15 protein-coding genes and 1 pseudogene are annotated in these 19237 nt (G+C 69.3%); 5 read left to right on the forward strand and 11 right to left on the reverse strand.

Features of this window, described 5'->3' with window-relative positions:
- Positions 1 to 46: 46 nt before the first annotated feature.
- Positions 47 to 1171: a S8 family peptidase gene (locus SAVERM_RS03210; RefSeq protein ID WP_242432288.1), complete on the reverse strand. Its 1125-nt coding sequence runs from the start codon at positions 1169 to 1171 to the stop codon at positions 47 to 49.
- 248 nt (positions 1172 to 1419) lie between these two features.
- Here SAVERM_RS03210 and SAVERM_RS43010 point away from each other — a divergent pair, with 248 nt between their 5' ends.
- Positions 1420 to 1596, forward strand: a complete 177-nt coding sequence (locus SAVERM_RS43010; RefSeq protein ID WP_154696714.1) for a hypothetical protein — start codon at positions 1420 to 1422, stop codon at positions 1594 to 1596.
- Between the two features lie 18 nt (positions 1597 to 1614).
- Here the strand turns inward: SAVERM_RS43010 and SAVERM_RS03220 are convergent, their stop codons facing one another.
- The 10 genes and pseudogenes from SAVERM_RS03220 to SAVERM_RS03260 form a co-directional block, all read right to left on the reverse strand.
- Positions 1615 to 2292 carry a GTP cyclohydrolase II gene (locus SAVERM_RS03220; protein ID WP_010981984.1) on the reverse strand — a complete coding sequence of 226 codons (678 nt, stop codon included), beginning with the start codon at positions 2290 to 2292 and terminating at the stop codon, positions 1615 to 1617.
- A 94-nt stretch (positions 2293 to 2386) separates the two neighbouring features.
- Complete coding sequence (locus tag SAVERM_RS03225) at positions 2387 to 3433, reverse strand: zinc-binding dehydrogenase (RefSeq protein ID WP_010981985.1); 1047 nt, start codon at positions 3431 to 3433, stop codon at positions 2387 to 2389.
- Positions 3434 to 3657: 224 nt separating this feature from the next.
- The gene (locus SAVERM_RS03230; RefSeq protein WP_010981986.1) at positions 3658 to 4746 is read right to left on the reverse strand and encodes a tetratricopeptide repeat protein; all 1089 of its coding nucleotides are present in this window, start codon (positions 4744 to 4746) and stop codon (positions 3658 to 3660) included.
- Complete coding sequence (locus tag SAVERM_RS03235; protein ID WP_010981987.1) at positions 4743 to 5912, reverse strand: DUF4331 family protein; 1170 nt, start codon at positions 5910 to 5912, stop codon at positions 4743 to 4745. Before SAVERM_RS03235 ends, SAVERM_RS03230 begins: the two co-directional genes overlap by 4 nt.
- A 36-nt stretch (positions 5913 to 5948) precedes the next feature.
- Positions 5949 to 7277, reverse strand: coding sequence for a Dyp-type peroxidase (locus tag SAVERM_RS03240; RefSeq protein ID WP_010981988.1), 1329 nt, complete (start codon positions 7275 to 7277; stop codon positions 5949 to 5951).
- A gap of 116 nt (positions 7278 to 7393) precedes the next feature.
- Positions 7394 to 8023 (reverse strand): hypothetical protein, encoded by a 630-nt coding sequence (locus tag SAVERM_RS03245; RefSeq protein ID WP_010981989.1) that lies wholly within the window; start codon positions 8021 to 8023, stop codon positions 7394 to 7396.
- A gap of 374 nt (positions 8024 to 8397) precedes the next feature.
- Entirely contained in the window at positions 8398 to 8985 is a 588-nt protein-coding gene (locus SAVERM_RS03250) for a TetR/AcrR family transcriptional regulator (RefSeq protein ID WP_010981990.1), read from the reverse strand.
- Between the two features lie 194 nt (positions 8986 to 9179).
- Positions 9180 to 10691 (reverse strand): MFS transporter, encoded by a 1512-nt coding sequence (locus SAVERM_RS03255; protein ID WP_010981991.1) that lies wholly within the window; start codon positions 10689 to 10691, stop codon positions 9180 to 9182.
- Between the two features lie 108 nt (positions 10692 to 10799).
- A pseudogene (locus SAVERM_RS39540) lies at positions 10800 to 11118 on the reverse strand (NAD(P)/FAD-dependent oxidoreductase); the annotation flags it as partial.
- 431 nt (positions 11119 to 11549) lie between these two features.
- Positions 11550 to 12179 (reverse strand): hypothetical protein, encoded by a 630-nt coding sequence (locus SAVERM_RS03260; protein ID WP_010981989.1) that lies wholly within the window; start codon positions 12177 to 12179, stop codon positions 11550 to 11552.
- Between the two features lie 536 nt (positions 12180 to 12715).
- On the opposite strand from SAVERM_RS03260, the gene SAVERM_RS03265 reads away from it, so the two are divergent.
- The 4 genes from SAVERM_RS03265 to SAVERM_RS03280 all read left to right on the forward strand — a co-directional run bounded on the left by SAVERM_RS03265 (position 12716) and on the right by SAVERM_RS03280 (position 18149).
- The gene (locus tag SAVERM_RS03265; protein ID WP_010981992.1) at positions 12716 to 13738 is read left to right on the forward strand and encodes a LacI family DNA-binding transcriptional regulator; all 1023 of its coding nucleotides are present in this window, start codon (positions 12716 to 12718) and stop codon (positions 13736 to 13738) included.
- Between the two features lie 242 nt (positions 13739 to 13980).
- Positions 13981 to 15108, forward strand: a complete 1128-nt coding sequence (locus tag SAVERM_RS03270) for a glycoside hydrolase family 12 protein (RefSeq protein WP_010981993.1) — start codon at positions 13981 to 13983, stop codon at positions 15106 to 15108.
- Between the two features lie 243 nt (positions 15109 to 15351).
- On the forward strand, positions 15352 to 15831 hold the full coding sequence (locus tag SAVERM_RS03275; RefSeq protein ID WP_255253751.1) for a cellulose binding domain-containing protein: 480 nt from the start codon (positions 15352 to 15354) through the stop codon (positions 15829 to 15831).
- Positions 15832 to 15923: 92 nt separating this feature from the next.
- The gene (locus SAVERM_RS03280) at positions 15924 to 18149 is read left to right on the forward strand and encodes a glycoside hydrolase family 6 protein (RefSeq protein WP_010981995.1); all 2226 of its coding nucleotides are present in this window, start codon (positions 15924 to 15926) and stop codon (positions 18147 to 18149) included.
- Positions 18150 to 19237: the final 1088 nt, after the last annotated feature.

Here is a 19237-nt window from a genome sequence, read left to right on the forward strand (position 1 = left end):
GGCGATGCCGTGTTCGACCGGTGCGCGTCCAGGGTGGGGCGGCAGGTCAGAGGCCGCCGGTGTTGAGCAGCCGGTTGGGAGTGTCGGAGCGGACATCGCGCACGACACCACGGGTGGCCGTGTGGTCGAGCCAGACGTGGACCTCGTGAGCAGTGGCATGGGGGTGCGCCGACAGGTACAGCGCGATCACGCCGGTCGCATGCGGCGCGGCCCAGGACGTCGCGCCGTCGTTCTCCGTGGTCGTACCGCCGCCGGCGAGGGCGGCGGTCACCTTCTGGCCGGGGGCGTACAGGTCCACGCACCGGCCGTAACCCGATCCGTAGGAGCCGCCGTCGCTCCACGCGCGGTCGTTCGAGGTGGAGGCCGCCACGACGATCGTGCCGGGGACGCCGGCCGGGGAGTGCTTGCAGGCGTCGTCATGGAAGTTGCCGGCCGACACCACCGTCGGGATCCCCGCGTCGACCATCTTCTTCACGGCGGACTCCACGGCCGCCGACCGGTGGTCGAAGTTGAGCGACATGTTCACCACCGCCGGCTTCTGCGCGTGCGCGGTGACCCACTTGACCGACTTGACCACGGCCGCCTCGGCCGCCGCCGGGGAACCGCCGCCCTCGCTCTCGCACAGGATGCCCTGGACCCGTACGAGCTCCGCCTTGGGCGCCACCCCGTACCTCGCCCCGCCGATAATGCCCGCGACGAACGTGCCGTGGCCGATGCCCCCCTCGTTGAAGCAGTCACCGGAGTCCTTCGGGCCCACGAAGTCGGCGCCGAGGCGGGCGCGTCCGCCGAACTCCTTGTGAGCGATGTCCATCCCGGTGTCGATCACATAGACGTGAACGCCCTTGCCCGTGGCGGTGGTGGTGAACTTCCCGTTCAGCGGCCGCGACCGCTGATCCAGAATGTCCAGATTCCACGGCACGTGCCGGGTGATGGGCGACGCCGCGGTCTGCGCGATCCCGGACAACTTCCCCACGGTGCCGGGAGACGTCGAGGCCGAGCCGGAGGACGCCCCGTCCCCTGCGGGCGCCACGGGCTCCCCCTTCCCGTGCGCGGGGAGCGTCCCGCCGGTCCCCCCGGCCGCCGCGCCGGCTTCCCCGCCGCAGGCCGAGGCCCCGAGCATCGTCGCCATGGCCACCGCCAGAAGACCGGCCTTCGTTACGTTCCGCGTCACAACGTCCCCCACATCCCTGCTTCGTACACAGTCAGCGCACAAGACGGCCACAGAGGACGGGTGGTTCCGGCGGGGCGTGGGGGTGAGTCGGTTCACACGCTGGGCGGAATCCTGTCCGACCGCGCACCAGAAAAGGGCGCCGCCGGACACGATCCCGGCGGCGCCGTGTCAGCGTTTGCGGGACGGCCCTTGCCAGGGCTTGCAGATCATCAACACGTCGCCTTGATCTTGTTGTGGGACTCTCCGGTTTGGACGAGGACGCGAGCGTGAAGGGCCGCGAGGATGAGGGCTACTTGTTCCTGGCCGAGTACAGCTTCCGGTTTCGCATCGACCGCTGGTGCCGGGGACGCGTCTTCCTGCTCGGCGACGCGGCCCATCTGCCCGGTCACGCGCGGCATCGCGTTGACGACAGGGCTGAGCCATGAGCCGATGGGCATCGGCCGTCAGCCCACCGTCAGTTCCGTCAGCGGCAGTGTGTGCTGAGTGCGGACCACCTTGGTACGGAGGTAGCGGATGTTGTGGGCCGTGGTGAACACGCCCGTGGGAACGTGCTGGGTCACCGTTAGGCCCAGGGTGCGCAGCTGGGCCGCCTTGTCCGGATTGTTGGACAGCAGGTCCAGCTCAAAGATGCCTAGGGCGGCGAGCATCTGCGCGGCGGCGGTGTAGTCGCGGGCGTCCTCGGGGAGGCCGAGGGTCGTGTTGGCCTCGTAGGTGTCGAGGCCCTGGTCCTGGAGGGCGTAGGCGTCGAGCTTGTTGTAGAGGCCGATGCCGCGTCCCTCCTGGCGGAGGTAGAGCAGGACGCCTCCGCGGTCGGCGATGCGCTCGAGCGCCTCGCGCAGCTGGGGGCCGCAGTCGCAGCGGGCCGAGCCGAAGACGTCGCCGGTCAGGCACTCGGAGTGCAGGCGCACCAGCGGGGGCCGGCCAGCGGCGGGTTCGCCGAGGATGACGGCCACGTGTTCCTGCCCGTCGGCGAGGTGGTGGAAGGTGGCGAGGTCGGCGGTCACTGTACAGCCGTCGCCGAAGCGGAGTGGGACCGTCACGCGGGTGCGCACCGTGGTTGCCGACAGGCCTGTCGGATTCCTGCTGTCACTGGATGCGGTGGCGTTGCGTGAGTCGCGCATGTCGGTCTGCTTCTCTGGGGGGGCGGTTGCGGGTGTTGGGCGCGCTATGGGCCGGCTCCGTCGCCGGGGCGGCCCATCTCGCTCGGTCGACTCGTCAGGGAACGAGGATGAGGCGGATCGGATCGCCGATCTTGTTCTCCAGGCGGTGGATCGCCTCGGGGACGTCGGCCAGGGGGATGTGGTCGGTGATGGACGGGGCCAGGTCGAGACGGCCGCTGCCGGCCAACCGGATCAGCTCGTAGACGTGATCGAACGAGGATCCGTAGTGTCCGAACACCTTCTTGTTCTTCAGGTTGAAGGTCATCTTCTCCGAGATCTTCAGCGGCTCGGTGGTGATACCCACCAGGACGAGCGCACCGTGGTTACCGAGGAGAGGCGACGCCTGCTCCCTGACCCGGGGAACGCCCGCGAAGTCGAAGGCGTAGTCCAGGCCCAGGCCGTCGGTGGCCCGCAGCACGGCTTCGACGAAACCGGGGTCGGACGGGTCGAGCGCGACATCGGCGCCGAACGCGAGGGCTCGCGCACGCGCATTGGGCAGCGGGTCGACGGCGATGATCGGCGTGGCACCCATCATGCGGGCCAGCCGGACGGCATGGGCGCCCACCCCGCCCACTCCCCAGATGCCCACGGCCTGGGCGGAACGCACCTGCACGGTGTCGACCAGGGCCGCGTACGAGGTGGAAACGGCGTCGGGGATGATCGCCGCCTGGTCGAAGGGAAGTGTGTCGGGGATGGGGACGACGGTGTCCTCACGGGCGATCGTGTACTGGGACCAGCCACCGTCGTAGTCGACGCCGCGGCCGCGGAACGATACGCACGTGCCGCCGCTGACGCAGCGGGCGCACTCGCCGCAGGGCTGTCCTGCCTGCAGGGCGACCCGTGTGCCGACGGCCAGGTCCCGCTTGAGGCCGGGTCCCAGGGAATGGATGACGCCGGAGAGTTCGTGCCCGAGGGTGAGCACATTGGAGTTCAGGTGCAGCGGCGTGATGCTTCCGTCGATGAGGTGGAGATCGGAGAGGCACACGCCCGCCGCCTTCACTTCGATCAGTACTTCGCCCGGCCCGGGTACGGGGACCGGGATCTCCTCCATGGCGAACTTCTTCGTGTCCAGGTGGACGCGTCCTGCCAGCATGGTGTCCATCGTTTTGGGCCTTCTCGGGTAGTGGTTACTGATTTGGAGTGCTGCGGCGGTCCGTGGGACCACGAGGGGGTGAGGGGGGCTGCGAGGGGTTGAGGGGGGTCTCAGCCGGTAAGAGGCCGAGTCGCGTTTGCCCCTGCGGGCTGGTACGGGGGCGGCCGAACGGCATGCCGATCCGTCCGGCCGACCCCGCCGTGCCCCATATCGCCGGCATCGCCGCTCGGCGGCTATGGGGCAGCCTGTGCAACCCGGTTCTGGGCAACCCGGTTCTGCGCGAGGACAGCGCGCTGGAACAGGGCATGGGCTCGGGCTGTCTGGCGGAATGCGAGGTTCTGCAGCGCCAGTTGGAGCCCCCGCTCGGCATCGGCCCCCACCGTGAGCCAGAAGTCGGCCGCGTGGTCGGCGTAAGCCTCCGGGTGACGCAGCACCAGTTCGCCGTAACGCGCCGCCGCGCGCTCGCGCCACTGGTTCGCCTCCTGAAACCTGTCGCATGCGTGCAACGCGGCCGCGAGGTGGCCGGCGTACTCGGGGTCGTCGCTGGCCCAGGTGAGGGGACGCAGGAGGGCGACGGCGGCCTGAGGGTCGTCGCGCAGCAGCTCGACCTCGGCCAGGTGGCCCAGTGCCGGCGCGTAGTCGGGCACCCGGCGCCGGGCGGCCTCGTAGCACGAGCGGGCCGCATCGAGATCGCCCTCGCGGTGCCACATCACACCGCGTCGGAAGTCCAGCTGGGCGAGCGGAAACGGTGAGGTCCCCTGATAGTGGCGCCGCGCCTCGCCGAACAGCCGCTCCGCCTCGCTGACCTCCCCCCGCTCGGCCTGGAGTACGGCGAGCGCGCCGAGCGTCGTGAAGTCACTCTGCCGCTCCGCCGCTTTGCGGATCAGGGCCATGGCATCCGCGTAGCAGCCGAGGGCCTGCAGAACGACGGCTCGCTCCGCGTCCACCGTGGCCTCCTCCGCGCCGTTCCGGCCCGCCGCGCCGAGGTCGGCAACGGCCTCGGCGAAGCGGTGCAGGGTCGCCCGCGTCCTGGCGCGGGCGAGCAGGGCCGTGCCGTCCTCGGGAGCGACGTGCACGAGCTGCTCAGCGAGTTCCGCGGCCCGCTCGTAGTCGGCGACGCGGCCCAGGATGTGGCCTCGGAGGTTGAGGAGGTCGATCAGGGCCGCCCCTTGCGCCACCGCCAACGGAGCCGCCGACGTCTCCCCGGTATCCGCACGGCTGAGCCGTACGGCCAGGCCGTCGATCTGCCCGTGCAGATTCGTTACGGCGATGGTGCCGCTCGTCGTGACCGGCTCCCTCTCCTGGGGAGGCGCCCCGGTCATGCCGCTTCCTCGCGGGGAGGCATCTGCGCGGCCAGGCGGGCACCCAGGTCCGGCGGGGTCGGGTTGGGAGCGTTCAGGTAGGGGAAGCTGTGGGTCGCCGGCTGAGTCGGCTGGTCGACGCCGTCGCTGATGCGCTCGCCGTCGATGCCACCCACCAGCAGCGTGAAGAGGGTGTCCACGATGTCGTCGTTGAGTGACCGGCCACCGCAGGTCGTGTGCGGGCGGCCGGCGAGCAGGGCGGTCTCGATCTCGAAACAGCCGTCCTCGGAGAAGGGCTTGGACAGGTCGACGACGAGGAAGTCCGCCAGCAGCAGTTCGGTCAGCGGGTGGGCACCCTGCTCGTCCAGCGGCCAAGCGGTCTTGCCGTCCAGGCCGTCGTAGAAGGCCAGGTTGGCATTGAGTCGTGCGCGGTAAGTGCTCGCATAGTCGGGCCGCACGCTGAAGGCGTCCTCCTCGTTGAAGAGGTCGCGGATCTCCAGATCGCTGTTGACGGTGTCGAACTTCTTGGGCGACATGATCACGTTTTTGATCTCCGGCCGGCCCATGCGCTCCAGCCGCACCGGGCGTCCACCGGAAGTCACGGTCTCGCCGACGACCGCCACCAGCGAGTCGGCGGCCGGACCGAGCACCGCGGCGTCGACTTCGAGCACGATGCTCAGCGCGTTCAGGCCCTCCAGAACGTTGCTGGCATCAGACCTGAAGCCCAGCTTCCCCGTCGCCTCGGTGACCATCACTCCCACGAAGTCGATGAAGAACGGGTCGAGCCGCGACCCGGCGAAGATCTTCAGTTCCTCGGCCTCGGTGGGCACCTCGTTGCCGACCTGGAAGGCGATCTTCCGGCCGCTGGGCGCATGGCACGTGCCCATCTGCAGCAGGGTGTCCGTGCCGTCGACCTTCTGGGGGGCGTCGAAGGTGAAGTCGAAGACGTACTCGTCCTCGCCGACATTGAACGCCGCATCGGCACTCTCGCTCCCGGGCGTGACCGGGCGGACGCGGAAACGATAGGTGATCGCATCGGAGAACAGGGCCGTAGGGGCCGAGGCCGGGAACGTGTTGAGGACGAGCACCAGGTTCCCCGGCCGCTCCGGGCTGGGGAAGGCATACACGTCGGCGATGTCGGACGCAGGGTCGGCGATGGCACGCGGCCCGGAGAAGTGGTCAGCCATGAGAAACGCTCCTTGTCGTGTTGATCGTGAGAGATGTCAGGTGTCGAGGTCGGCGATCCAGCGCAGCGCCGACAGACCGGGCATGAAGCAGTACTCGCCACCCCGGTTGACGACGAACGGCGGCAGCCCCTTGAAGCGGCGGCGGATCGGCTGGCGCGGGACGGTGAACCCGCCGTCGTCGTTCACGCCGATCAGCGGGTCCCTTTCCGCGGGCGACCCGATGAACTTGCCGTCGTTCACCCACTGCCGCTGGACGAACTCGAACTGCCGGTCCAGGTGCGCTCCGACAAAGGCGAACATGATGCCGCGGTCGGCGCCGTCGTCCTCCAGCACTCCCTTGGGCAGCGGCGGGCCATAGGTCGTACCGCGCCGGATCATGCGGTGCAGTCGCACCTCACCGGTGACGACCGCGTCCCGCGGGTTCATCCGCCGGGCGTGGGAGCCCACCGGGCACTTGAGGCCCTCCGGGTCGTCGCCGTACATGAACGCGTTGTTCCGCGCGGGGTCGGCACCGAGTTCAGGATCGTCCTTGTCCGGCGTCAGCGCCAAGGGGGCGCCACTGGGCCAGCGGCCGACGAACTTGGCCGCCAGCAGCTCTTCGTCAGCGGGGTCTTTGGCGCGGTCGCGGAGGTACTGACGGAAGTCGGCCACTCGCGTGTGCAGCTTGCGGAAGGCCACGTACGTTCCGTTGCGCCCGAGCACCTCGGGCTGCGGAACGGGTGTGATGCCGTGGGTCTCGTCCTTGTATCCGGTGATGAACTCGCCTGCCCTGAGCGGCTCTTCGTACGGATTGGTACCGGGAATGCCCGTGCCCTCGATCGCCGGCTGACCGATGCTGTCCCGGAAACCGAAGGGTTCCTTCTCGTCCGGTCCGACGTGTACGTCCTGCTGCCAGATGGCAACGACGCCGGGCAGATCGCGCAGGGCGTCGCGGACCAGGAGGAGGACCGTCTCCAGGCGGGCGGCATCCGGGGCGAGTCCGCCGAGGACGAGGTGCACGTCCTTCGAACCGAGCGGGCCCTCCCAGTTCTCCGGCGCGCTCTCCCCGATGTCCCCGATGTACTCCGCCCGCGCGGCCATGCCCTCGCGGAACTCCTCCGGGAAGGTGGCCAGCGACTCCTCAGGCACCCCCAAGGCCTTCAGGCCCTGGAAGCTGAGTGCCACCGCGAGCGAGACCTGACGCTCGGGGTCGAACGCGGCGACCGAGTCGAGGGCGGGGGTGAGCCGCCGCAGCAGCTCGCGCCCCTGCCGCCGGTCGTCGATGCGCAGGGCGAGGTAGGCGCCCGCGTATGGCGTCGGCCGTGGCTCCAGAGCGGCGGCCTGGATGTCGTCGATCTCCAGGGCGTTGCCCTTCTCGATGCTCATGATGCCTTCCAGAACTGTCTTGCGTGGACGGAGTCGTCACGCGGGTCGTGGAGGGGGCGTGGGTGGCGCCCCTTCCCGGAGGGGTGGGTGTGGTGCCCTCCGGGGGTGGGGGTGGGTCAGCTGGCGGCCTGGGCGAGCAGCGGCTTGAGGGCCGGGTGCTGGAGGGCCTCCTCGGCGGCGGGGTCGTCCAGGACCTCCTGGAAGGCGGCGTTGATCCGCTCGGCCTTGGTGATCTCCGACATCGTCAGGGAGCTGACCGGGTTCCAGTAGGCGGTGGCCTTCTGCTGCCCGTCCTGCAGGATCCACCTCATGCCGGCCATGTTCGCGATGATGTGCTCGTCGAAGCCCTCGCGCGTTTTGTCGCCCGTGAGCGACTCGAGGCCGCCGGACTTCTCGATCCACGGGGCGATCTTGGTGTCCCACTCGGTGGTGTGCTGCATCCAGTCCACGAAGTGCTCGAAGCCGACGGTCAGGAACGCGTCGTCGATGTAGGGCTCCCACTCCGTCTCGAAGGTGGTGGCCCACAGCAGCTCCGTGCCGTTGTTGAAGATCACGTGGCGGGTGTCACGCAGACCGGTCTTGATGGTGGCGGCCATGGGGGCCTGCTTCAGGGCCTCGACCATCCGCTGGCAGGCCGCCGCGCACTCCTGCTCGTGCCCCGGCTTGATGTGGAAGTACGTGGCCATCTCGGAAACGACACCGTCGGTGGCGCCCTTGCCCGCCTTCTTCGTGACCGTAGCGTTCATGGATTCCTCCATTAGAGACCTTGTGCGCGAATGCCATGGCATTGACGACATCTATGGACAGTTGCGGGATCCGCCTTTTCGCGAACCCCCTGTGAGACAGGTTGACTCACAGAGAGTCTATGAGTCAACTTGTCTCAAAGAGACCTGCGTCACACCGACTCAGTCCACAGGCGCGCAGTGATCGAATCGGTGGCACCCGCGCCGGACCGCGAGCCGATCGGCTCGCGCCGACAGGTTCTGCCGACTGCCACTGAAGCAGTCGGGGAACCCAGAGATGACAGGACCTCGCAGCCCTTCATCGGCGCGAAGGAATGCCGCCTTGGTCAGCCCCGGCCGAACGGCGGACATCCAGCCACGCCGGGGACTCAACGACGCTAGGACCAGCCCCGCATAGCGGCATCCACGACGGCCTCCACGGTGTCCCGCCCCAGACGGTTCCCAGCGAGAAAGCGCTCGAAGAACAAGGGGCCCGCGGTAGCCATGGCAAAGGTCTCGGGGGTGACGTCGGACCGGAGCCGGCCGCGCTCCACGGCCACGGCAACAGCGGGACGCAGGGCATCGGCGATCTGGTTCAGCAGCGACTCCCGGAGGCGGCGCATGCCTTCGTCATGCCGTGAGCCGCCGAGGATCGCAGCAAGCACGGCACCGGACTGCTCGTCGTCCCATCGCTCGGCAAGCACGCCGAGACGGTGAACGAGCTCCGCTCGCGGATCGTTGCCCGAAGCGGCCCGAAGCTCCTCAGGCATCGGAGGCAGAGGGGGCATGCCGGCTTCCAGCGCGGCCAGGCGTAGGTCGAGAAGGCCGGGCCAGTGCCGATAGACGGTGGCTCTGCCAACGCCGGCGCGGGTGGCGACCGTTTGATGCGTCACGGCCTCCAGCCCCCCTTCCGTGAGCAACGCGGTGGCCGCCGAGACCATGGCGTCACGGCTGCGCAACAAACGCGGATCGGTTCTGTCTTCCACCCCTCTGTTCCCTTCTATGAGACAACGCAGCTTACAGCCTACTATGAGACATTCCGTCTCAGAGATGGGAACTGGGTAGCCGCAGAGAACCTGCGGGACTATCCCGGGGCTGCCCCGTCAAAGGTAACCGTGCCCTTCCCCCCTTCGTTCCTCCCGCACGGCCCGCGCCCCTCTCGGACAGACCCGTTCGTTGATCACATGTGAACGACAGGCGCGGCGTTCTCGTCCTGCTGCGGCACGCCGCGGCGGTAGAGCAGGGCGGTCACGCCCAGGCCGATGACGAAGACGGCCGCCGACCACCAGTAGGCAGTGGAGTAGCCCTCGAGGCCGGCCTGGGCCAGGACGTCGGGGTCCTTGGGGTTGCGGCCGGAGAGGTAGTCGGTGACGGCGTCGGAGGCCATCGTGCTGAGCAGGGCGACGCCGATGGACCCGCCGACCTGCTGGACGGTGTTGACGGCGGCGGACGCCGCCCCGGCGTCGGCCGCCGCCACGCCGGAGGTGGCCAGGCTCATCGCGGGCGCGATGACCGCGCCCAACCCGATGCCGACGAGCACCAGTTGTGGCAGTACCTGCGTCACGTATCCGCTGTTCAGGTCCAACGCGGTCATCCAGACCAGGCCGACGGCCGCAATGGCCATGCCCAGCGGTACCACCGGCTTGGGGCCTATGCGCGGCACCAGGACGTTGGCGGCCACGGCGGAGGCGGACGACGAGGCCACGATCATGGGCAGGAAGGCGAAGCCGGTCTTCAGGGCGCTGTAACCGAGGCTCTGCTGCAGGTAGTAGGTCAGGAACAGGAACACGCCGAACATGCCCGCCCCGCTGACGAAGAGGGCAGCGAAGGAGGCGCCGCGGTTACGGTCCAGCAGGACCCGCAGGGGCAGCAGTGGATATGCCGCCTTGCTCTGCCACCAGCCGAAGAGGCCCACCAGGACGGTACCGGCCGCGAGCATGCCCCACGTCGCCACCGAACCCCAGCCGTGCGTCTCGGCGTTCGAGAAACCGTAGACCAGGCAGAACAGGCCGGCGGAGACCAGCAAGGTGCCGGGGATGTCGAGCTTCGAGGACGTGTCCCGCGAGGTGCGGCGCAGCAGGGCTGCGCCACCGGCGAACGCCACCACCGCGAAGACCACGTTGACGTACATGGTCCAGCGCCAGTCCAGGTACTCGGTCAGCACCCCGCCGAGGATCAGGCCGATGGCGCCACCCGCACCGGCGACCGAGCCTGCGACGGTGAAGGCCTTCGCACGCTCGCGCGGATCGGTGAAGGTGGTCATCAGAAGCGACAGCGCGGACGGGGCCAGCAGGGCGGCGAACCCGCCCTGGACCGCGCGCGCGGCGACGAGCATGCCGAATCCGTTCGCCGCGCCTCCCACCATGGAAGCGGCCGCGAAACCGGCCAGACCCACCAGGAAGGTCACCTTCCGCCCGACAAGGTCTGCGACCCGGCCGCCGAGCAGTAGCAGGCTGCCGAAGGCCAGCGCATAGGCGGTGACCACCCACTGCCGGTCGGCGTCCGAGAAGCCCAGCTCGCGCTGGGCGGACGGCAGAGCGATGTTCACGATGGTGCCGTCGAGGACTCCCATCAGTTGGGCGAGGGAAATGACCACCAGAATCCACCAGCGGCGCTGGTGTGACGGGTCGACAGCCCCATTCTTCGGTGCGGTCTCAACGCCGCGAGCGGCGGCGACGGTGTTCTGCGACATGGGGACAGCCCTCCAGGCAACGGACGAGGGTATGGCGGAATGAGACAGGGACAAAGGCAGGCGGAGAGATCGATTACGGCTGTGGGACGACGTGACCGCCTCGGTGAAGAGGATCGCGACGCCCCCGTGGAGGCCTAAGGCCGGCCACCGCGCCCAGGTTCTTGTGCCGGTACTCCTTCGGCGGACGGTCGCGCGGAGCCGCGATCGCGTTGGGCGAACACCGGGTTCGCGTACGGCGTGCTGCACGTCGGGAGGGCATCACGCGCCCTCTTCGGCGGCCAGGTCGGGAACCTGGGCGTTGTCGCCCGCGACCCGCACGTGGTCGAGGCCCCTGACCTGGAGGGTGCAGGGTGTCGACGTGGCCACGCGGGCCGAGCGGCAGGCCGAAGTGGGCCAAGGCGGGGTTGGAGCCGACGCCGGCTGTCCAGCCGACCCCGACGAGCAGACCCGAGCCCCCGCCCAGGGGAGCCTGCCGGCCGAACGAAGTCGGCGCGGTCGTTTCATACGCCGTACGGTATCTCACTTGTTCCGTACGTCGTATGAAATAGGTGTGGGCAGGAGGGTGCCGTGGAGAGCCCCTCCCGCCTGCCGCCCGGGTGCGGTCAGGAGTCGCCGATCCCCAGATCAGCGGCCGCCCGCCTACCGCCAGCGAGTATCACGGCGACGTGCACGGTCTGAGCCCACCCGTGCCGACGGCCCATGTCTCACCGGTTGTCGCGGCCTCGGTCGTCGTTGAACCGGTTGGAGTCGCGGTCATCCGCTTCGAGTCGTGGTCATACCGAGGTCGTGGAGGGGGCGTGGGTGGCGCCCCTTCCCGGAGGGGGTGGGCGTGGTGCCCCCTCCGGGGGTGGGGGTGGGTCAGCTGGCGGCCTGGGCGAGCAGCGGCTTGAGGGCCGGGTGCTGGAGGGCCTCCTCGGCGGCGGGGTCGTCCAGGACCTCCTGGAAGGCGGCGTTGATCCGCTCGGCCTTGGTGATCTCCGACATCGTCAGGGAGCTGACCGGGTTCCAGTAGGCGGTGGCCTTCTGCTGCCCGTCCTGCAGGATCCACCTCATGCCGGCCATGTTCGCGATGATGTGCTCGTCGAAGCCCTCGCGCGTTTTGTCGCCCGTGAGCGACTCGAGGCCGCCGGACTTCTCGATCCACGGGGCGATCTTGGTGTCCCACTCGGTGGTGTGCTGCATCCAGTCCACGAAGTGCTCGAAGCCGACGGTCAGGAACGCGTCGTCGATGTAGGGCTCCCACTCCGTCTCGAAGGTGGTGGCCCACAGCAGCTCCGTGCCGTTGTTGAAGATCACGTGGCGGGTGTCACGCAGACCGGTCTTGATGGTGGCGGCCATGGGGGCCTGCTTCAGGGCCTCGACCATCCGCTGGCAGGCCGCCGCGCACTCCTGCTCGTGCCCCGGCTTGATGTGGAAGTACGTGGCCATCTCGGAAACGACACCGTCGGTGGCGCCCTTGCCCGCCTTCTTCGTGACCGTAGCGTTCATGGATTCCTCCATTAGAGACCTTGTGCGCGAATGCCATGGCATTGACGACATCTATGGACAGTTGCGGGATCCGCCTTTTCGCGAACCCCCTGTGAGACAGGTTGACTCACAGAGAGTCTATGAGTCAACTTGTCTCAAAGAGTCCTACGTCACACCACTGGCCTTCAGTTCACATACGGCCGCGACTCTGGCGTACGCGAGTCACCCTCGGCACACCGACCGGGGGCGACATTGACAAAGTCACGACGGCCGCACAGCCGCATGGCCGTCGGTCGGACTCTGCACAGGTGCGCGCGTGGTGAAGGCGCCGAATCCCACTTCGGTGTATACATTCGACCACTCCGCTGACCTGGGGAAATGAGGTACCCGCAGCAAATGTGGCTGGACAGGCGGCACATGACGTGGATCCCCGCTCGTGGCATGGCCAGTCAGCTTTCCGGCGCCAGGCCCTTCAGCCGTGCGGCCACACTGCTGGAGAAGCTGGGTGCTCGGTTCCCTCGGGCCGTAAGATCGGTGATCTCGTGGGGGAGGTGGTCATGGGCAGGCGACGCCCTGGCGCGCCGACGCTGGAGGAGGTGGCCGCCCACGCCGGAGTGGGGCGGGGCACGGTCTCCCGCGTCATCAACAACGCGGCCGGCGTGAAGGAGTCGACGCGCCGGGCTGTGCAGCAAGCCATCCAGGAACTGGGCTACGTGCCCAATCTCGCCGCCCGCTCACTGGCCGGGCAACGGGCCGACGCCGTCGCCCTCGTCTTGACGGAGCCGGACTGGAGGCAGTTCGCGGAGCCGTTCTTCTCCGAGATCGTCCGCTCACTCGGGGACGCGCTGGCAGACACCGGGATGCAACTGCTGCTGACCTTGGTCCGCTCGGACGCCGAGCGGCAGCGCTTCCTCGAGTTCGCGCGTGGCGGTCGGGTCGACGGAGCCCTGCTTGTGTCCGTACACGACGGCGATCTACTGCCGGACATGCTCGTCGAGGCCGGGTTGCCGACCGTACTGCTGGGCCGCCGCTCGGGCGACGAGTACGTCAGCTACGTCGACGCGGACAACGTCGGCGGTGCCCGCAGCGCCGTCTCTCACCTGCTGAAACGGGGCCGCAGAGCGATCGCCACCGTCACCGGGCCACTCGATATGCACGTCGCCCAGTGCCGACTGCGCGGGTACCAGGAGGCCCTGGCGATGGCGGGTCTCAGGGGCGAGCCGTCCTGGGTCGCCGAGAGTGACTTCACGGAAGAGAGCGGGCGCCGCGCCATGGCCGAGCTCATCGAACGGCATCCGGAGATCGACGGCGTCATCGCCGCGTCGGACACCACGGCGGCGGGGGCTCTTCAGGCGCTGCACGCGGCGGGACGGCGGGTGCCCGAGGACGTCGCCGTGATCGGTTTCGACGACTTTCCGCTGGCTCAGCAGACCAAGCCGCGACTGACGACGGTTCGTCAGCCGCTGGAGGAGATCGGGCGGGCCATGGTCCGGCTGCTCCTCGAGGAGGTGGAGGAGCCTGCCGTGGCCTGGCACCACGTCATCCTCCGTACGGAGCTGGTGGTGCGCGAGTCGGCCTGACCGCCCTCGGCAAGCACAGCACTTTTGGGAGCGCTCCCAAGAAGGATCTGGTGCTGGCGCACACACTTCTCCTCTGACCTGCGGCTTCGAAAAATGCTTCCACAGGTTCACGCCGACAGTCTTGTCAGGAACATGAACCCCTCCTAGTGTCCCTGCCGAAACCGAGGGAATGGGAGCGCTCCCACCTCGCGTGATGGGAGCGCTCCCGAACCTACTCCCCCACCCCTTCGGAGAGGATCCGCATGCGACCGTCACCGCCCCATGCCCGCAGCGCGCGTGGCCTGTTCGGTGCCCTGCTCACTGCGCTCGTCTCGCTGGCCGCGTTGCTGACCACCGCCTCGGTGGCGCAGGCCGACACCAGCATCTGCGAACCGTTCGGGTCAACGACGATCCAGGGCCGCTACGTCGTCCAGAACAACCGCTGGGGCACCAGCGAGGCCCAGTGCATCACCGCCACCGACTCGGGATTCAGGATCACCCAGGCCGACGGCTCGGTACCCACGAACGGCGCCCCGAAGTCCTACCCGTCCGTCTACAACGGCTGCCACTACACCAATTGCTCGCCCGGCACGAGCCTTCCGGCCCAGCTCAGTACCGTCTCCAGCGCGCCGACCAGCATCTCCTACAGCTATGTCAGCAACGCGATGTACGACGCCGCGTACGACATCTGGCTCGACCCCACGCCCCGCACCGACGGCGTCAACCGGACCGAGATCATGGTCTGGTTCAACAAGGTCGGATCCGTTCAGCCCGTGGGCTCGCAGGTCGGCACGGCCACCGTGGCCGGGCGCCAGTGGCAGGTGTGGTCCGGCAACAACGGCTCGAACGACGTGCTGTCCTTCGTGGCGCCGTCGGCGATCACCAGCTGGAGCTTCGACGTCATGGACTTCGTCCGGCAGGCCGTTTCCCGCGGGCTGGCGCAGAACAGCTGGTACCTGACCAGCGTTCAGGCGGGCTTCGAGCCCTGGCAGAACGGCGCCGGCCTCGCCGTGACCTCGTTCTCCTCCACGGTCAACACCGGCGGCGGCAACCCCGGTGACCCCGGCAGCCCCACAGCCTGCAAGGTGGCCTACGCGACGAACGTCTGGCAGGGCGGCTTCACCGCCGACGTCACCGTCACCAACACCGGTTCCTCCCCCGTCAACGGCTGGAAGCTGGCGTTCACCCTGCCCGCCGGACAGCAGATCACCAGCAGCTGGAGCGCCGGCGTCTCCCCGTCATCGGGAGCGGTCACGGCAAGCAGCCTCGCGTACAACGCGCAGATCGCGACCGGCGGCCGGGTGTCCTTCGGCTTCCAGGGCAGCTACTCCGGCACCTTCGCCGCGCCCGCCGGCTTCAGCCTGAACGGCGCCGCCTGCACCACCGCCTGACACATCCGCCCGCACCGGGGCCCGCCCGCCTTCCCCGCCGTCGAGCGGGCGGGCCCCCGGCCCCGCTCGGCGCCGCCCGCTCCCGGCCCCTCCCGGAATGGCCCACCCGCATGCGCGTCCTGACCACCCGCCGCGGACCGGCGGCGGCCGCCCTGGCCCTGTGCGCCACCGCCCTGCCCCTCCTCGGGCCGACCGCCGCCGTCCCGGAGCCCGCCGCCACCTCGCCCACCGCCGGCCTCCTGGCTGCCCGCACCGGGCGCCGGCGTCTCCGACGTACTGTTCGGCGACTACTCCCCCACCGGCAAGCTGCCGGTGACCTGGATGAAGAGCGCCTCGCAGGAGCCGATCAACGACGGCGACGGCAAGGCTGCGCTCTTCCCGTACGGGTACGGGCTGACGTACGACGCCACGGACCCGACCCCGACGCAGGGCGCGTGCACCGCGCAGTTCCGCACCGTTTCCTCCTGGCAGGGCGGCTACCAGGCGGAGGCCACCGTCAAGAACACCGGCTCCGCCGCGCTGACGGGCTGGACTGTCGACTGGGATCCGGCCGGCTCCACCATCACCAGCCTCTGGAACGGCTCACTGACCACCGCCCAGGACCGAGCCACCGTCCGCAACGCCGCCTTCAACGGCTCCCTGCGCCCCGGCGCCACCACCCCGTTCGGCTTCACCGCGAACGGCCCCACGGACACACCGGCCCCGCACTGCACGAGCAGCTGACCGCACGTCGGCCCCGTGCCCACGGACCACACCTCGCAGCTCCACCCCCACACCACCTCGTACCACCCACAGATCACTCACGAGGAGGGCACATGACACACCGAACCGGCCGAGCACCGGAACACGGGCCGAGACCGGGCCGTCGACGGCGCCGGACGACCTCGGTCGCCGCGGCGCTCGTCACCCTGGCGCTGGGCCTGGCAGGGCAGCTGGCCGGGCATCCGGCGGCCGCCGCCGAAGCCCACGCCGACAACCCGTTCGCCGGAGCGAGCTTCTACGTCAACCCCGACTACACCGACCTCGTCGGCACCTCGGCGGCGCAGACCTCGGACGCCACGCTCAAGGCCAGGATGCAGAAGGTGGGGACCTATCCCACCGCGGTGTGGCTCGACCGCATCGCCGCCATCACGGGCGGTGCCGCCAACGCCGGACGCAAGAGCCTCGCCGACCACCTCGACCTGGCCCTGGCCCAGAAGAAGCCCGGTCAGCCGATCACCGCCACGTTCGTGGTCTACGACCTGCCCGGCCGGGACTGCTCGGCGCTCGCCTCCAACGGCGAACTCCCGCTGACCCAAGCGGGGTTGGACCGCTACAAGAGCGAGTACGTCGACGCCATCGCGAACGTCTTCAAGAACCCGAAGTACCGTGACATCCGCATCACGACGGTCATCGAGCCGGACGGCCTGCCCAACCTCGTGACCAACACCGCCGACCCGGAGTGCGCCCAGGCCAAGAGCAGCGGCATCTACGTCAAGGGCATCCAGTACGCCCTCGACAGACTGCACGCCATCCCCAACGTCTACACGTACCTGGACTTCGCGCACTCCGGCTGGCTCGGCTGGGACAACAACCTTTCCCAGACCGTGCAGCTCTACACCGATGTCGCCAAGGGCACCGCGGCCGGATTCTCCAGTGCCGACGGGCTGATCACCCACGTCTCCAACTACACGCCGCTCGAAGAGCCGTTCCTGACCGATCCCGACAAGACCGTCGGCGGGAACATGGTCAAGTCCAGCAAGTTCTACGAGTGGAACCCCAACTTCGACGAGTCGGACTTCACCGGGAACGTCCACCGGGCGCTCGTCGCGGCCGGCTGGCCCGCTTCGACGGGCATGGTGATCGACACCTCCCGCAACGGGTGGGGCGGCACCGGACGCCCCACCACGGAGAGCAGCAGCACCACCCTCGACACCTACGTCAATGAGTCCCGCGTCGACCGACGGGCACACCGAGGCCTGTGGTGCAACGTCAGCGGCGCCGGACTCGGGCAGCCCCCGCAGGCTGCGCCCTCCGGCTCCCCTGACTCCCACCTCGACGCATTCCTGTGGATCAAGCCGCCGGGTGAGTCGGACGGCGCCAGCTCCGACATTCCCAACGACGAGGGCAAGCGCATGGACCCCATGTGCGACCCGACATACACGGCGCCCAACGCGGGCGGCAACAAGACCGGCGCGCTGCCGAACGCGCCCCTGGCGGGCCACTGGTTCGCCGAGCAGTTCGCGATGCTGGTGAGGAACGCCTACCCGGCCGTGCTCACGGACGGTGGCGGCACCCCGGGCGGTGACACCACCGCGCCGACCGCACCGACCGGCCTGAAGGCCACCGCGAAGACGCCGTCCAGCGTCTCCCTGTCCTGGACGGCGTCCACCGACGACACGGGCGTGAGCGGGTACGACCTCTACCGCGGCGGCACGAAGGTCACGGCCTCGCCGGTGGCCGGCACAGCGTTCACGGACACGGGGCTCAGCGCGGGCACCGCGTACAGCTACACCGTCCGCGCCCGTGACGCCGCCGGGAACGTCTCGGCGCCTTCCGCCTCGCTGAGCGTCACCACCGACACGTCCGGCGGCACACCGGACCCCTCGGGCGGCCTCAAGGTCCTCTACAAGAACAACGACTCCTCGGCCACCGACAACGCCATCCGGCCAGGCCTTCGGATCGTCAACACCGGCAGCGGCTCCCTCGACCTGTCCAAGGTCACGGCCCGCTACTACTTCACCCGGGACAGCGGCTCGCCCACCGTGAACGCCTGGTGCGACTACGCGGCCGTCGGCTGTTCCAACGTCAGCCTGAAGGTCGTACCCCTGACCACGCCCGTGCCGGGAGCCGACGCCTACCTCGAAGTCGGCTTCACCGGCGGCACCCTGGCCGTCGGCCAGAACACCGGCGACCTGCAACTGCGGATGAGCAAGTCCGACTGGTCGAACTTCGACGAGGTCGGCGACTACAGCCGCGGCACCTCCACTACGTACACCGAAGCCGCAGCGATCCCCGCGTATCTCAGTGCCACGCCCGCCTGGGGAGCCCCGCCCGCCTGACCCACCCGCGCCGGGCACCTGCCGGCGCAGCCCGAACGTCCTCGCCCGCCCGGTCGGCGCACGCCCCGGGCGGGCGAGGACCCCACTTCTTCGTCCACAACGCCGTCCCCGCCGACAGCCGCCCCGGCTCCCGAGCTCCCTCAGGGAATTCGGGGCCTTCGTCTGCTTGAGCGCCTTCCCGCGGGCCTCGATCGAGGCTTCGAGCTCGGCCTTCTTCTGCTCCCGGCGCGCCTTGGCGGCCTCGCGTTCCGCCGCCTCGTCCGCCTCGCGGACCGCCTTGACCTCGGCTCGCACCCGCTCGGCCGGCCTGCGCTCAAGCACCGCACCGAACTGCGTGGCGAACAGGTCGATCGCTGCCGTGTCGCGCTCGGCGACCTCTGCAACCAGCACCGTGCTGCCCGCGCTGACCTCGTCGGCCACCAGGGCCACCAGGCCGGAGCTCTCCGTCGCCCGCCGCCAGTCGGCGCCGCCGCCCACCAGGGCGCCGGCGCCCCAGCCCAGCACCACACCAAGCGGTCCACCCAGCAGACCCGCCACCGAACCGACCAGCCCTCCGACCAGCGTGCCCCCTCCCGCCCTGGCGTCGACACCCTCGGGAATGCGCACCGTCCCGTCCGGTCGGCGCTCGACGAGCATCGCGCCCGTGACCTCCACGGTCGGGGCGCCGAGCTGCTTCAGCTCACTGAGCGCCTGGTAGGCGGAGGCCTGTTCGGTAAAGCGGAAGACGACGACGTTCTCGGTCCTGGCCATGGCCACTCCTCAACCACTCATAGGTCCTGTACTCGGCGGGAGAGCCCCCCACCTGTGAGACATCACGTATCGCAGATGTTCTGTGAGTCAAGCCGTCTCATAGACGTCGAGTGATATCGGCGGCGACCCCCGCAGAGGCAAGGAAGCTGTTCGGCGACTCCCTCGACAAGCCCGGTCACCGCCCCGCGTACAACAGCCTCAAGATCCTCAACCGACTCCGGGAGCGTGGATACAAACCCGGCCACCTTGCGGGCGACCGGCCCTGCCGGTCGGTCAGATCCTCGGCGAACTACAAGCCCATGACCAACGGGGCGACATGCCCGGAACCCCGCGCACGC

The sequence above is a fragment of the Streptomyces avermitilis MA-4680 = NBRC 14893 genome, from assembly GCF_000009765.2.
In the GTDB taxonomy this organism is placed as follows: Bacteria; Actinomycetota; Actinomycetes; order Streptomycetales; family Streptomycetaceae; genus Streptomyces; species Streptomyces avermitilis.